We start from the raw sequence: 13,545 nt of genomic DNA on the forward strand, positions 1-13,545 counted from the left end.
CCCCGTTCATCTACTGTCCGTGAGGGAGCCGCCACCATCACCCGCTCAGGGCTGCTTCGTCACCCACGCCCAGACACGTGTCCAAATCTCCGGTGCGATCGAGATGCGCTTGCCCGGACGCGCGGGATCAGTCACCCGCATCCCGTGGTCGGCCTCCGGATAGACCCAGTAGTCAAGGTTGCTACGACCACGGGACAGGAACGCCACCATCGCAAAATCGGTGTTGATGATTGGGGCCTTGTCATCGTCACCGCCCTGCACCAACAGCAGCGGAATCTTCAGTGCCAGCATGTCGTCCACCACGGCATGCGCACCGAACCCGGACCAGCGCCGGTTGGTCTCGCCCATGAACTGTTGCTCCAGGCCGAGCGGATTGGCATGGATAGCCTTGATGGCCGCGAAGACCTCCTCGACGGCGGCCTGCGCTTCGGCGCGGGTGATCTCGCCCCGTTCGGCACGCAGCCGTTGCTCGATGATGAAGTCGTGGTACTGCGGCAAGGCCAGTCCGCCCCATCCCATGGCCTTGTCCGCGTGTGCCTGGCCTGCCACAGCAAAGACATACTGCGCTCCCTCGGATCCGCCCATGATCACGACCTGATCGACCCTGGCCCCCAGCGTGCGGCGTGCGGCTGCAATGGCCTTCACCGTGCGCGCGATCAGATTGTCGCGCGCAAGCCCCGCTCGATAGATGGGCCCATCCAGCTGCACAGGTCTTCCTGTTGCCTCGTCCAGCCGCATATCAGCAGAGAACGGGATCCCGGGCTTGTCCACCAGCAGGAAGTGCGCGCGGTCGCGAAATGCGAAGAGATCGCGGGGAAAACTGGTTCCCTGGCTGCCGTCGCTGAAACGCTGGAAGTGCGGGAAGGCACCTGAGCCTGGCAGCCATACCACGAGCGGTCCCTTTTCCTCCGGGTTGAGGTTGTCGATGTGCCAGCCAATGTCACCCAGGGCCGGGTCATGTACCACATGGCTATCGAACTGCGCAGGCGTTGCCGCCTCCAGCGCAGCAGCCGGCATTGCCAGCACAGCCAGAGCCACCGCCAGGATCAACTGCATGTCTTCCCCCTGATCTGCTTATGGAACATTCCCGCAAATTGCACACTGGGTTGCCAGGCCACAAGTGCAGAACGTATCCATGCATACCACGATGGGACAGCGCCACGCGTTCAAGCAGGCCGACAGTGCACGCGTGCAGGCAGCTGCCGCCGGTGATGGCCGCCGACTACGCGGTGCTGACCGGACACCTGGATGCACCCGGTGCGGAGACCCCGCGCACGATGCCGGACGTGCCGGTTGCGCTGCTGACTGCGACCCAGCTCGCTGCAGAGCGCTGTTCTTCCCGGCAATGCGTTCACGCAAGCAGTTCCTTGGGGCCAGCAACCCGATACCAAATGTCTGCCCGTGGCGATTGCCACCGGGCTGATCATCGACGCGCTCCATCGCAGAGGCAGCCCGCACATCCCGATAGCCACAGGACGGATTATCAGGACCGCGACTTTTTCTTCCGGCGCCGCCTGCGCCCCCGCTTCGCGGCGGGTTGCGCGCCCAGACCTTCTGTCAGGGCGGTATGCCCGGCCAGCAATGCACCACCAAACATCGTCATCGCAGAAGCCACTTCGTAGGCCCGCCAACCGAAGTACTGGCTGATGGCAAATCCCATTCCACAGAGCCTTCCACACCGCGTACTGGTCGGGCCCAGACCATAGATAAGCACCAGTACGCCCAACAGGATCGCCAGCGCCGCCATGGCCAAGCATGCGAAGAAAATGAAAGGTCGATGGATACGCATGGGCTTGCCGCGGTTTCCCGGTGTGAGAGGCAGCGCAACGGGGCAACCCGCCGACAGGGGGGCACCCAGCTCCCGCATCATCCTGGACGGCTGCCTCCTTGCGCCACAGCCACCAATCATCCATGCACGCCGCGCCCAACGTCAACGTCAACGTGCTGACACCATTGAAGCCGCACTGTTCCGGCCCAGGCCTCCGTGCTAGCGTGCGCCGACAATCTCTTCACGGAGTGCATGGATGCGCAGCGGAGCAGGAACTGGACTGATCATGGCTTGCGTGGCCCTTGCGACGACCGCAGTTGCAACGGCGGCGACACCCACCGCACCCCCTGGTGATCGCAGCCAGGACTTCGTGCAGACACGGGCCATTGAGGCGCGCTGCCAGAAGACACTGCCCGGCCTGGAACTGCAGTTGCAGCAGGGCCGCAAGCACTGGCTGTCGACGCTGGACACGGCGCAGTCGCGGGCCGCCGAGGCCTATGCCAACAGCAAGGGCCTGCTCGCCGAATATGGCCCGGCTCCTCCGCTTTCCGCGGGCACGGCAATGCCGGCCGACCGGGTGCAGCACTACATGCTGCACTTCGCACCGATGGCGCTCGCCCGGCTGCAGTGCGCGCGCCTGGAGGGCATCGACGTCGCAGCCCAGCCCGATGGCTCGGAAACCTGGCAATACCGGGGCTGCGGCCGGATCGAATCCGTGCGCATGGCCCCGCTCGGACAGAGCTGGTCGATGAGCGATGCGGACCGCAATCGCCTGTTCGATGCCTTGACCCGATAGACCGGACAGCATTCCACCGGACCGCAAGAAATATGTTTTCACTCGCCATCTGGACCAGGATGCGATCCATCCTTCTATTGACGGTCTGCACGACGCTCATCGCCTGCGGACTGGTGATGGACAGTTCGTTCGACACCCTGCAGCAGGCCATCGACGCCGACATGGTGAACAAGGGATGGATTCCCGACTGGGTGCCTCACGAAGCGACCGACCTGCATGAGGTGCACGATTTGGATTCAAACACCAGCGCGCTGGCGTTCACCAAGCCCGGTGTGGTGCCCCTGAAGTTGCCTGCCGATTGCCAAGCGACCGCATTCGGCGACAGCGATCCCGTTGCATTCGATCGAGACTGGTGGCCGGGTGAGGGGACACTCAACGTGTCATACAGGATCTTTCGCTGCACGCCAGATCTCGGAAAATCGGTTTTCGTGGCGGTGAGCAGATACGAAGACCGCGTGCTTTTCTGGCGGGCGTACCCGCGCTGATGCGCTTGCGCAGCCATTCTTCCCATCAGGATTCGCCGATGTCCATCGCACATGCACGCTTCGCCGCCCTTGCCCTTTTCCTCCCTGCATGCCTACCGGCCTACGCCGTACAGAAAGCACCCGCCGACGTCAAGGCCATCGAACAGGTCGTCGAATCTTTCCGCACCTCGTTGATCAACAAGGACAAGCCGACCTACATGGGCCTGTTCTTCTCGAACAAGGCGGAAGACATCGGCTGGCAGGTCGTTTCCGAGGACGTGCGCCTGCAGGACATCCGCAGGACCAAGCCCGATGCGATCAAGGCACGGCAAATTCCCTCCAACAACTTCATTGCACTGATCGACGGCGTCGTTGCCTCGCCGAAACCGACGGAGGAGAAATTCTCCAACACGAAGATTGAGACCGATGGTGATGTGGCCTCGGTGTCGTTTGACTACAGTTTCCACGACGATGGCATGAAGACGAACTGGGGGAAGGAAATGTGGCAGCTGGTCCGAACCGAGCGGGGTTGGAAAATCTTCTCGGTGATCTACTCCATGCGCGATTCACGCAGCCCGGCCGGATGAGTGATCTGGCAGACTTGTGCACACCGTTCGTCCACGCCAGCCAAACCCGATGACCCGCATTGCCGATCTCACCGCCGACCAGCTCGCCCACCACGCGCTCAACATCTTCATCGCCCAGGGCCGCCACGTGGAAGGCGCACGCGTGATCTACCGCGCGTTGCAGCTGGACCCGGACCACCCGGGCGCGCTGCGCTGCCTGAGTGATTTCCTCGCCCACCAGGGTACCGAACCGTTCGCAGCGGTGACCTTGGAACACGCCCTGTCGGGTGCGGTGCCGCTGAGCGACGAGGCACGCGAGATGCTCGACAACCTGCGCTTCCTCGACATCTGGTCGTGGGGATTCTCCCGGCACGTCTCCGGCGAAGCCAACCTCAACGGCGATGCCTTCCAGCAGCGCGAGGACTTCGTCTTCGATGGGCCGGCCTATGCGGCCTTCCTCAACACGGTCACCGAGCCGGCCGGATCGCTGCAGGCGGCCTTCCAGGCCGCGCACCGCATCTGTGGGTTGATGTCCGGCCTGCTGCGCCATCCTGAGAAGGACAATCCCGCCTTCGATGACGTACTGCGCTCCAGCGATCTGGTCGAGACCGACGCGTACCCGGCGTGGCTGGCGTCACCGACCGACGATCTGGATGCGCTTGATCAGGCCATCCAGGCACAGCGCCAGGGCTGTTGAGCATGCCCCACCCGTTTCCGTAGTCCGGGCGGAACCTCCACCGCCCGGCCTCGCGCAAGGATGCCCTGCCCCATGACCCGCCTGCTCATCATCGAAGACAACCCCGAGCTGGTTGCCAATCTGTATGCCTTCTTTGAACCGCTGGGATACGTACTGGACGACGCCCGCGACGGCGCCAGCGGACTGCGCCGGGCCACGCAGCACGACTACGACGCCATCCTGTTGGACCTGATGTTGCCGCGGCTGGACGGCATGACGCTGTGCCAGAAGCTGCGCCAGGAGTTCCAGAACCCGGTACCGATCCTGATGCTGACCGCACGCGATCCGGTCGAAGACCGCGTGCAGGGCTTGGCCCTGGGCGCGGATGACTACCTGGTCAAACCGTTCTCGCTGATGGAACTGGATGCGCGGATCAAGGCTCTGGTGCGTCGCGCACAGGGTCGCCAGGTCCAGAGCGTGCTGGCGTGGAAGGACCTGCAGGTGGACACGCGCTCGCCACAGGCCTGGCGACAAGGCCGCTGCATTGCGCTGACGCCCACGTCGCACAAGCTGCTGATGTGCCTGGTGCGTGCGGCGCCCGCCGTGGTGCGCAAGCAGGAGATGGAATACCTGGTCTGGGGCGACGAGCCACCGGACAGCGGCGCGCTGCGAACACACATCCATGAGCTGCGCCTGCAGGTGGACCGCAGCTTCGACACCGCGCTGATCACCACCGTGCACAGCGTCGGCTGGCGTATGCAGGCGTGAGCCCCGCCGCCCTCTACCGCCGCCTGACCCTACGTACCCGCATCACGATTTCGTTCGTGCTGCTGATGGCCGGTGCCATGGGTTTCATCGTTCTGGCCGAACAGGTGGACTACGACCAGGTGCGGGCCACCGTCGTCGCACGCACCCAGAACAGCGAAGTACGCCGCCTGCAGGACGAACTGGCCCGTGGTCGACGTCCCGACCTGCCCTCCGGCAGCGCACTGTACGATGACCACGGCGCACCTGTGGTGCTGCGCCAGTATGGCCTCGGCTACCACGGCGAAGCAGCACCCAACGAGTGGCACCTGCGTGTGTTCGACGGTGGCGGCCGACGTTACTACCTGCTGCAGGACGCTGCCCCCTATGGCTACCTGGAACATCTGATCAATGCCTTTGCGGCGCTGGTCATCTCGATCTGCGTGCTCGGCGCCTTCCTGATCGGTCGCAAGGTGGCGACGCACGTCATCGCGCCCATCACGCGCTTGGCGGACGCGGTGCAGGATGGCCAGAAGCCCTTTCCCTACCAGGACGCGCGCGACGAGATCGGTGTACTCGCCCGCGCCTTCGCCCGGCACAGTGACGAGCTCGAACGGTTCCTGCATCGCGAACAGTGCTTCAGTGGAGATGCCAGCCACGAACTGCGCACGCCGCTGGCCATCATCGGAGGCGCCGCAGAGACGCTCGCCTGCCAGCTTCCGGCCGACAGCCACCTGGTTCCCAGTGCCGAGCGCATCCTGCGCACCACCCAGGAGATGCAGCGCCAGCTGTCCTGCCTGCTGCTGCTCTCGCGCGCCCCCGGCACCGTGCCGCGCAATGAGGTGGCCCTGCGCCCGTTGATCGAATCCTGCATCGAGCGTTGCCAGCCCTGGCTCACCGGCAAGCCGGTCGGCATCAGCCTTGATCGCGGCCCGGAGGCCACGCTGCACGCCAATCAGGATCTAGTCCACAGCGTGATCTGGAACCTGCTGCGCAATGCCTGCCAGTACACCGATCGGGGCGAAGTACGGGTCACCCTCCACGACACCGCGCTCATCATCGCCGACACTGGGCCGGGCCTGCCGTCCAGTATCGACCCACAGCAGTTCCAGCGCTTTCTGTCCGGCAGCCTGCACAGTGGCGAAGGACTGGGGCTGTCGATCGTGCAGCGCATCGTCGAGCACCTGGGTTGGACGATGACCGTGGAATCCTCCGAGCAGGGGTGCCGGTTCACTCTACGCTGGCCCCGCCCCCGCATCTGACGGATTCCTGACATCGGGCTGCACATGCTCCGGGTTGCTCCCCCGCTCTGGATACGGCATGCAGCACCCCAAGGACAGCGGCAAGTACCCGCACGGCAAGACCGGACTGAGCCGCGTCTTCCACACCCTCATCCATTCGCGCGATGGCTTCATCGCCACCTTTCGCGGCGAGGCTGCATTCCGCCAGTTGTTGCTGCTGCACGCGCTGCTGATGGCGGCCGCGTTCGTGCTGGACATCAGCGCGGTCGAGCGGGCGCTGGTGCTGGCGGTCTGTTTCATCAGCCTGCTGGTGGAACTGCTGAATTCCGCGATTGAGGCCGTGGTTGATCGCATCTCGCTGGAGCAGCACCCGCTGTCCAAGAACGCCAAGGACATGGGCAGCGCCGCGCAGACCACCGCGTTGTTGATGGTCGGTGCGGTGTGGGGCGTGATCCTGCTGGGCTAGTCCGGCAATCCTGACAACTTCCTGATAAAGCCGTTTCGATACTGCGCGCACTCCCGTTCCGCGGAACCTGCTCGTGCGTCAATGCCTCCGTTTTCCACGGCCCCATCCGATCGTTCTGGTCTGGGCCGCCGCACTGTTCTTCACCACGATTGGAAACATCGCCCTCTGGAAGACGCTGTGGGGGCTGATCGACCTCAACAGCCTGCGCAGCGCGTTGTTCCTGACCAGCCTGCCGGTGGTGCTGTTCTGCCTGTTCAACCTGATGCTGACACCACTGCTGGCACTTCCGTTCCTGCGCAGGCCGCTGCTGGTGCTGCTCGTCGTCGTCAGCGCCGCCTGCAGCTATTTCATGCTGCACTACAACGTACTGATCGACCGCAGCATGGTGCAGAACGTGTTCGAGACCAACCAGGCCGAACTGAACGCCTACATCTCGCTGCCGCTACTGCTCACGCTGCTGGCGCTGGGCGTGCTGCCCGCTACCGGGCTGGTCCTGATGCGCACCGCCAGCGGGGCGGGCTCGATACGTTCGCTGCTGGTGTGGCCGGCCAGCGTTCTGGCGTCATTGCTGGTACTGCTGGCAGTCGGCTTCGCGTTCTACAAGGACTACTCCTCGCTGCTGCGCAACAACCGCTACATCCGCGACCAGGTGCTGCCGTTGAACGTTGTGCGCCACACCCACGGCTACCTGAAAAGCCTATACAGCACCCGCCAGCAACCCTTGCGCCCGATCGGCGTGGACGCACGGCGTATACCGGGCCCGCGCCCGAAACTGGTGATCATGGTCGTCGGCGAGACCGCGCGCGCGCAGAATTTCCAGCTCAACGGCTACCCACGCGCGACCAATCCCCGGCTCTCGCGCAAGGAAGGCGTCATCAGCTTCAGTGACGTCTCCTCATGCGGAACCGCAACGGCGATCTCGCTGCCGTGCATGTTCTCGCAGATGACCCGCAGCCAGTACGACAATGTACGCGCAGCGACCGAGGAGAACGTGCTCGACATCCTGCAGCGCACCGGCATCGGCGTGCTCTGGCGCAACAACAACAATGGTGGTTGCAAGGGCGTGTGCGAACGCGTCCTGACCGAGGACATGCCCGCGCTGAAGGTGCCCGGCCAGTGTGTCAACGCCGACGACACCTGCTATGACGAAGTGCTGCTGCATCAGCTCGGTACCCGCATTGACGCCCTGAACGGTGACGCCCTGGTCGTGCTGCACCAGCTGGGCAGCCACGGCCCGACCTACTTCGAACGCTATCCCGCCACGTCACGCGCCTTCAGCCCGACCTGCGACAGCAACCAGATCCAGCGTTGCAGCAACGAGGCGCTGGTCAACACCTACGACAACACCCTGGTCCATACCGACCACATGCTGGGCAAGGCCATCGACCTGCTGCAAGGCTATGCGGACCAGCGTGATGTCGCACTGATCTATGTGTCCGACCATGGAGAGTCGCTGGGCGAACGCGGGATGTACCTGCACGGCACACCGTACTTCATCGCACCGCGTGAGCAGACCCAGGTGCCTATGGTGATGTGGTTCTCACCGGAATTCAGCCGCAACGCAGGCCTGGACCTGGCCTGCCTGCGCGAGAATGCCCTGCACCGGGCGCACAGCCACGACAACGTCTTCCACTCACTGCTGGGCCTGTTCGGGGTCAACAGCACAGTCTACCAGCGCGATCTGGATGCGTTCGCCGGTTGCCGCGCGTCGGCTTCGCCGGCTGTGAGCCCCTCGCCAGCAAGGCAGCGCCGGCTGATGCCGGTCGCTGCCCGGAACGTAGCGCGTTACTGCGCCGCCAGAGCGAAATCCAGACCCGCGCACACCGCCGCCACCTGGGCGTCATTGCATTCCTGCGGGTTGGTGCGCGGGCTGTCCGGGTAGACCTCGGTGGTGGTGGCAAAGCGTGCGTCGGTGAAACCGGCGCAGGCGCCGATCGAGCGCGACTCGCCCCAGACCACGCCCGGCGACTGCAGCGGCAGGCCAACCAGGTTGCCTTCGGCGTCGGCCGGGGCGATGTGGGTGACCGGGGCGACGGCAGCGATCAGCGCCTTCTGGAACTCGGCCTGCGGATCTTCACTGTTGCCGATCACGTAGAAGCCATCCGGAATGGTGTCGCGCTCAAACGACTTGCCGTCGCGGGCACAGCGCGCCGGATCGAACTCGTGCAGGTCGCTGTCGGTGGTCTCGTGCAGGTCCAGGTGCACCAGCAGGTTCGGCTTGCGCTCGGCCACCCAGCGCATCAGCGCGGCGGCTTCCTCGATCTGGCCGCCGTCACGGAAGCTGCGGTTCGGGTCGATCGCATCCGGATTCCAGCGCTGGATGCGCTCGTAGCCCCACGGGCTGACGCACGGCGCCACGATCAGGTTCAGCCGGCCCAGGTAACGCTCGGCCTGCTGTTCCAGGAACTGCAGGGCGCCATGCACGCCGCTGGTCTCGTAGCCATGCACGCCGCCGGTGATCAGCGCGGTCGGCAGCGCCGGATTCCAGTTGTGGTTGACCACGGCGAACAGCGGGTAATGGTCCGGGGCGTAGTCGAGTTGGCCGTACTGGATCACGTCGAAGCTGTCGTCCAGGCGCTCAAGGGCGGCCACCACGTCGTCGTGGTAGCTGCGCTGACGCTGCTGGCGGGCCCGCCACTGTGCGCGTTCCGCGTCGCCCCAGGGCTGTCCGGGGGTGCCGATCGGGTAGAACTGCGCAACAGTCATTGGGTACTCCAAGGGTCGAACGGAAAGGGTGCAGCCGGTCATTCTAAGCCTTGTCGCGCCTGCGGGTTCCCTCCCCCCGCCCCGCCTTCATCCAGGCCGGGTCATCTGGCTGTAAAATCAACGGTTTTTGGCCCCTCACCCCTTGATGGCGAAAGCAGCGCAGCCGGTCCTGGGTGGACCGGAATTCCTCCGCCTGCTCGCCCGTCTCAGCGACGGCGCGATGCCGGCCAGCAGTCCCGCCCTGACCGATCGCCTCGGCCAGTGGGTGGACTGGAGCCGTGCCGTGGCCCTGTCCGGAGCGCTGGGCGGACGCCTGCCCGAGCCCGGCGAGGCCGCCGAAGCAGTCGAGGATGTACTGGCCGACTGCGCCCAGGCCCACGCCAGCCTGCTGGCCTCGATCAGTGAGGATGCCGAGGCCGAGCGTCTGCTGGACCTGGCCGAAGCTGCCGCTGCGCCCAACTTTGCCTCGCTGCGCCAGCGCTACCGGGTGCTGCAGCAGGCAATCCAGACCGCCACCGGGGGCCTGCGTGGGCGCCTGCGCGACCAACTCGTGCAGGTTTCGCCTGAGCTGGCGCGACTGGCCGAGGTCGATGCGGTGATGGAACAGACCCTCACCCCGCGCGAGCACAGCCTGCTGGCCACCGCGCCGGCGGTGCTCGGCGCCCGTTTTGAACGCGTGCACGGCCAGCCCGGCTGGCGCGCGGCCTTCCGCCATGACATGCGCACCCTGCTGCTTGCCGAGCTGCAGCTGCGCTTCCACCCGATCGAAGGGCTGCAAGACGCCCTGCGCTCCCACTGACCGGAACACCATGTCCAGAACTGCTTTCCATGTCGTTGTTTTCCTTGTCGGCCTGCTGGCCGTGTGCTGGATCGGCATTGGCTACGTTTCGGTGCATCCGCTGGGTGCAGCGGTGGCGGCAATCATCGCGGCCTGTTACATCGCCGGTGGCGTGGAGCTGTACCGCTACCGCCAGGCCAGCAACGACCTGCGCAGCGCACTGAGTGACCTGTCCAGCGCGAAGGAAAGCCTTGCCCCCTGGCTGGAGCGCGTGCCGATGGGCCTGCGCAATGCCGTGCGCCTGCGCGTGGAAGGCGAACGCACCGCCCTGCCCTCGCCGGTGCTGACGCCCTATCTGGTAGGCCTGCTGGTGCTGCTGGGCATGCTCGGCACGCTGCTGGGCATGATGGACACCCTGCGCGGCACCGGCCTGGCGCTGCAGAGCGCCACCGACATGGCGGCCATCCGCGGCTCGCTGGCCTCGCCGGTGCAGGGGCTGGCGGTGGCCTTCGGCACGTCCATCGCCGGCGTGGCCAGCTCGGCCATGCTGGGCCTGCTGTCGGCACTGCTGCGCCGCGACCGCCTGCAGGTGGTGCAGCAGCTGGACCGCGCCATCGCCACTGACCTGCATCCGTATTCGCAGGCCTGGCAGCGTGCCGAGTCACTGCGCCTGCTGCAGTCGCAGTCTGCGGCGCTGCCTACGCTGATCGATCGCCTGCAGGCGATGACCAGCACCTTCGAACAGCACAGCGCGGCCGCCAATGAGCGCCTGCTGGCCGGTCAGGCCGAGTTCCTGACGCAGAGCCAGGCGTTGCAGGAACGCCTGGCCACCTCGCTGCAGCAGTCGCTGCGCGAGGGGGCCGAAGCCAGTGCTGCGGCCATTGGTGGCGCGCTGCAACCGATGGCCGAAACCACCTTGGCCGGTCTGGCCAGCCACGGCCAGGCGCTGCATTCGCGTGTCGAACAGGCCGTGCAGCAGCAGTTGAATGGTCTGGCCGAGGGCTTCGAGCGCAGCCGCCTGGCGACCGAAGCGAGCTGGGCCAAGGTAGTGGCCGAGCAGACCGGCGCGCAGCAGGCGCTGGTTGCCGAACTGCGCCAGCATCTGCAGTTCTTCAGCGAAGGCCAGAGCACGCAGGGTGAAGCCCTGGTGGCACGCATCGGCGAGCGCCTGCAGGCCGATGCCAGCAGCAACGCCGAGGCCTGGCGCGCTGCTGCCGAACAGCAGCATGCATTGAACAGTGAACTGGTCGAGCGCCAGCAGCAGGCGCTGCAGCATGCCAGCAGCCACCTGGATGACCGTGCGCAGGCCCTGCTGCAGGCACTGGATGAGCGCCACGCCGCCGGCCAGTCGCTGCTGCAGGAACACGAACAACAGCGCCTGCAGGATTGGCAGGCCGCACAGGCCGCCACCGCCACGGCGCATGCCGAACTGCAGGCGGGCCTGGATGCACGTGAACAGCAGCGCCAGCTGCGTTGGGACGCGGTAAGTACCGAGCTGCAGCAGGCGCACGCGGCGTTGCAGGCCCAGCTGCTGGCAGGCGACGAACAGCGCCTGCAGCGCTGGAGCGATGCGTTGCAGAGCGTTTCGACCGATCTGGCCGAGCGCCTGCAGGCCAATGGCCAGCGCCTTGCCGAACAGCAGCAGCAGGTCTGCGACACGTTGGCACAGACCGCGCAGCAGATCGGCGAGAACGGCCGTGCCCAGGCCAGCGCCACGCTGGCCGAAGTGTCCACCCTGCTGCAGACTGCGGCCGAGGCACCGAAAGCAGCCGCCGAGGTCATCAACGAACTGCGCAGCACCCTGTCCGAAAGCCTGGTGCGCGACAACAAGATGCTGGAAGAACGCGGCCACCTGCTGGCCACCGTGCAGACCCTGCTGGACGCGATCAACCACGCCTCGCACGAGCAGCGCACCGCTGTGGATGCACTGGTCGGAGGCTCGGCCGAACTGCTTGAACGCGTCGGTAACCGTTTCAGCGACCATATCGCGGCCGAGACCGGCAAGCTCGATGGCATCGCCACGTTGCTCAATGGCAGTGCCGGTGAAGTAGGCCAGCTCGCCGGCACCTTCGGCGCTGCCGTCGAGCAGTTCGGCACCGCTTCGGCAGAGCTCTCCGGACGCCTGGAGCAGATTCGCGGTGCGCTGGATGCCTCGCTGGCGCGCAGCGATGAGCAGCTGGCGTACTACGTGGCACAGGCGCGCGAGGTGGTCGACCTCAGCCTGCTGTCGCAGAAACAGGTGATGGAAGAACTGCAGCAGCTGGCCGCGCGCCGCGGCAAGGCCGGCAGCGCATGAGCGACGAGCTGGAGGTCGACGGCGGCTCACACGCCCCGATCTGGGCGGCATTCGGCGATCTGATGTCGGTGCTGCTGGGCGCGTTCGTGTTGATCCTGGTCGGCGTGGTCGCCGTGCAGCTGGAGTTGTCGCAGCGCCTGGACCAGGAGGTCAAGCAGCGCCAGGCCGAAGCCAAGCGCCTGCAGACGCTGGAGCAGGCGCTGGCTGGCCCGCTCGCCGCCGGCCGGGTGACGCTGGTGAATGGCCGCATCGGCATCAGCGGCAGCGTGCTGTTCGCGCTGAACTCCGACCAGCTGCAGCCGGAAGGCCAGGAACTGCTGCGCAGCCTGGCCGCGCCGCTGGCGGCCTATCTCGGCACGCGCGAAGAGATCCTGATGGTCAGCGGTTTCACCGATGACGCACCGGTGCGGGAAGGCAACCGCCGCTTCGCCGACAACTGGGAGCTGTCCGCGCAGCGCTCGCTGACGGTGACCCGCACCCTGATCGCCGACGGCGTACCGGCCGACGCCGTATTCGCCGCTGCCTTCGGCAGCGAGCAACCGGTCAGCTCCAATGCCAGCGAAGATGGCCGCGCGCGCAACCGCCGCGTGGAAATCGCACCGATTCCCAAGCCCAAGGCCGCGGATGCCAAGTAAGCCGCCAGCATTGGATGCGCTGCGCGCGCTGGTGCGCGATCTCGATGCGGAATCGCGTTCGCTGCCGCATTACCCGCAGGTGCCGATGCTGCAGCAGGTGCAGCGCGAGTGGTCGGAGCTGCGCAGCGAACTGCAGGTACGCCGTTCGCTGCGCACCGAGGCCCCGGCCGATGGCGGCCCGTTGAACTCGGCGGTGCTGGTGCAACGCATGCTGGACACGATGCAGTCGACCAGCCCAGGTTACCTGCGCCACTTCATCGACTACGTGGACACCCTGTCTTGGCTGCAGGCGCTGCAGGATGGCGCCGCCAGCGGCGGTGATACTGCAAAGCCAAAGCGCACGCGCAAGCCGCGCAACACGGGTTGATCGCACATTGATGCCGACCTCGTTCGGCGCTCCTGACCCGAC

The 13,545-nt window shown here is 65.9% G+C and carries 15 protein-coding genes and 1 pseudogene; 13 read left to right on the forward strand and 3 right to left on the reverse strand.

What is annotated here, in order from left to right; genetic code table 11:
* Positions 1–45 precede the first annotated feature (45 nt).
* Positions 46–1,056 (reverse strand): alpha/beta hydrolase family protein, encoded by a 1,011-nt coding sequence (locus ACZK2G_RS12745; protein ID WP_136637886.1) that lies wholly within the window; start codon positions 1,054–1,056, stop codon positions 46–48.
* An 88-nt stretch (positions 1,057–1,144) separates the two neighbouring features.
* Here ACZK2G_RS12745 and ACZK2G_RS12750 point away from each other — a divergent pair.
* A pseudogene (locus ACZK2G_RS12750) lies at positions 1,145–1,328 on the forward strand (alpha/beta fold hydrolase); the annotation flags it as partial.
* A gap of 155 nt (positions 1,329–1,483) precedes the next feature.
* On the opposite strand, the gene ACZK2G_RS12755 reads toward ACZK2G_RS12750, so the two are convergent.
* Positions 1,484–1,789, reverse strand: a complete 306-nt coding sequence (locus ACZK2G_RS12755) for a hypothetical protein (protein WP_478475587.1) — start codon at positions 1,787–1,789, stop codon at positions 1,484–1,486.
* A gap of 265 nt (positions 1,790–2,054) precedes the next feature.
* Here ACZK2G_RS12755 and ACZK2G_RS12760 point away from each other — a divergent pair, with 265 nt between their 5' ends.
* From ACZK2G_RS12760 to ACZK2G_RS12795, 8 genes are all read left to right on the forward strand, one after another.
* Positions 2,055–2,564, forward strand: a complete 510-nt coding sequence (locus ACZK2G_RS12760) for a hypothetical protein (RefSeq protein WP_478473512.1) — start codon at positions 2,055–2,057, stop codon at positions 2,562–2,564.
* A gap of 59 nt (positions 2,565–2,623) precedes the next feature.
* Positions 2,624–3,049, forward strand: a complete 426-nt coding sequence (locus ACZK2G_RS12765) for a YbbD-related protein (protein ID WP_478473514.1) — start codon at positions 2,624–2,626, stop codon at positions 3,047–3,049.
* Between the two features lie 38 nt (positions 3,050–3,087).
* Complete coding sequence (locus ACZK2G_RS12770) at positions 3,088–3,615, forward strand: Cif family virulence factor (RefSeq protein WP_478473515.1); 528 nt, start codon at positions 3,088–3,090, stop codon at positions 3,613–3,615.
* Positions 3,616–3,664: 49 nt separating this feature from the next.
* A complete protein-coding gene (locus tag ACZK2G_RS12775) occupies positions 3,665–4,291 on the forward strand; it encodes a hypothetical protein (protein ID WP_478473517.1) in 627 nt (208 codons plus the stop codon).
* Positions 4,292–4,363: 72 nt separating this feature from the next.
* Positions 4,364–5,038: a response regulator transcription factor gene (locus ACZK2G_RS12780; RefSeq protein WP_142806147.1), complete on the forward strand. Its 675-nt coding sequence runs from the start codon at positions 4,364–4,366 to the stop codon at positions 5,036–5,038.
* Entirely contained in the window at positions 5,035–6,276 is a 1,242-nt protein-coding gene (locus tag ACZK2G_RS12785) for a sensor histidine kinase (protein ID WP_478473519.1), read from the forward strand. Before ACZK2G_RS12780 ends, ACZK2G_RS12785 begins: the two co-directional genes overlap by 4 nt.
* Before the next feature lie 58 nt (positions 6,277–6,334).
* Positions 6,335–6,721: a diacylglycerol kinase gene (locus ACZK2G_RS12790; protein WP_478473520.1), complete on the forward strand. Its 387-nt coding sequence runs from the start codon at positions 6,335–6,337 to the stop codon at positions 6,719–6,721.
* 73 nt (positions 6,722–6,794) lie between these two features.
* Positions 6,795–8,603 carry a phosphoethanolamine transferase gene (locus ACZK2G_RS12795; protein WP_478473522.1) on the forward strand — a complete coding sequence of 603 codons (1,809 nt, stop codon included), beginning with the start codon at positions 6,795–6,797 and terminating at the stop codon, positions 8,601–8,603.
* On the opposite strand, the gene ACZK2G_RS12800 is transcribed toward ACZK2G_RS12795, so the two are convergent.
* Positions 8,507–9,427, reverse strand: coding sequence for a M14 family metallopeptidase (locus tag ACZK2G_RS12800; RefSeq protein ID WP_046986179.1), 921 nt, complete (start codon positions 9,425–9,427; stop codon positions 8,507–8,509). The two genes, ACZK2G_RS12795 and ACZK2G_RS12800, sit on opposite strands and share 97 nt — an antisense overlap.
* A 145-nt stretch (positions 9,428–9,572) precedes the next feature.
* On the opposite strand from ACZK2G_RS12800, the gene ACZK2G_RS12805 reads away from it, so the two are divergent.
* The 4 genes from ACZK2G_RS12805 to ACZK2G_RS12820 are packed head-to-tail and all read left to right on the forward strand — an operon-like array spanning position 9,573 to position 13,503.
* On the forward strand, positions 9,573–10,226 hold the full coding sequence (locus ACZK2G_RS12805; RefSeq protein ID WP_046986178.1) for a DUF3348 family protein: 654 nt from the start codon (positions 9,573–9,575) through the stop codon (positions 10,224–10,226).
* 10 nt (positions 10,227–10,236) lie between these two features.
* A complete protein-coding gene (locus ACZK2G_RS12810) occupies positions 10,237–12,501 on the forward strand; it encodes a DUF802 domain-containing protein (RefSeq protein WP_478473523.1) in 2,265 nt (754 codons plus the stop codon).
* On the forward strand, positions 12,498–13,136 hold the full coding sequence (locus tag ACZK2G_RS12815) for an OmpA family protein (protein WP_478473525.1): 639 nt from the start codon (positions 12,498–12,500) through the stop codon (positions 13,134–13,136). Before ACZK2G_RS12810 ends, ACZK2G_RS12815 begins: the two co-directional genes overlap by 4 nt.
* On the forward strand, positions 13,066–13,503 hold the full coding sequence (locus ACZK2G_RS12820) for a DUF2894 domain-containing protein (RefSeq protein WP_136637872.1): 438 nt from the start codon (positions 13,066–13,068) through the stop codon (positions 13,501–13,503). The genes ACZK2G_RS12815 and ACZK2G_RS12820 overlap by 71 nt, the downstream gene beginning before the upstream one ends.
* Positions 13,504–13,545: the final 42 nt, after the last annotated feature.

Source organism: Stenotrophomonas sp. 107298_Sma, from assembly GCF_056480345.1.

What these genes read in the sequence shown, in the direction of transcription:
- ACZK2G_RS12745 (WP_136637886.1), bottom strand. Translation starts at nt 1,056, where the DNA reads ATGCAGTTGATCCTGGCGGTGGCTCTGGCTGTGCTGGCAATGCCGGCT.
- ACZK2G_RS12755 (WP_478475587.1), bottom strand. Translation starts at nt 1,789, where the DNA reads ATGCGTATCCATCGACCTTTCATTTTCTTCGCATGCTTGGCCATGGCG.
- ACZK2G_RS12760 (WP_478473512.1), top strand. Translation starts at nt 2,055, where the DNA reads ATGGCTTGCGTGGCCCTTGCGACGACCGCAGTTGCAACGGCGGCGACA.
- ACZK2G_RS12765 (WP_478473514.1), top strand. Translation starts at nt 2,624, where the DNA reads ATGCGATCCATCCTTCTATTGACGGTCTGCACGACGCTCATCGCCTGC.
- ACZK2G_RS12770 (WP_478473515.1), top strand. Translation starts at nt 3,088, where the DNA reads ATGTCCATCGCACATGCACGCTTCGCCGCCCTTGCCCTTTTCCTCCCT.
- ACZK2G_RS12775 (WP_478473517.1), top strand. Translation starts at nt 3,665, where the DNA reads ATGACCCGCATTGCCGATCTCACCGCCGACCAGCTCGCCCACCACGCG.
- ACZK2G_RS12780 (WP_142806147.1), top strand. Translation starts at nt 4,364, where the DNA reads ATGACCCGCCTGCTCATCATCGAAGACAACCCCGAGCTGGTTGCCAAT.
- ACZK2G_RS12790 (WP_478473520.1), top strand. Translation starts at nt 6,335, where the DNA reads ATGCAGCACCCCAAGGACAGCGGCAAGTACCCGCACGGCAAGACCGGA.
- ACZK2G_RS12800 (WP_046986179.1), bottom strand. Translation starts at nt 9,427, where the DNA reads ATGACTGTTGCGCAGTTCTACCCGATCGGCACCCCCGGACAGCCCTGG.
- ACZK2G_RS12805 (WP_046986178.1), top strand. Translation starts at nt 9,573, where the DNA reads ATGGCGAAAGCAGCGCAGCCGGTCCTGGGTGGACCGGAATTCCTCCGC.
- ACZK2G_RS12810 (WP_478473523.1), top strand. Translation starts at nt 10,237, where the DNA reads ATGTCCAGAACTGCTTTCCATGTCGTTGTTTTCCTTGTCGGCCTGCTG.
- ACZK2G_RS12815 (WP_478473525.1), top strand. Translation starts at nt 12,498, where the DNA reads ATGAGCGACGAGCTGGAGGTCGACGGCGGCTCACACGCCCCGATCTGG.
- ACZK2G_RS12820 (WP_136637872.1), top strand. Translation starts at nt 13,066, where the DNA reads ATGGCCGCGCGCGCAACCGCCGCGTGGAAATCGCACCGATTCCCAAGC.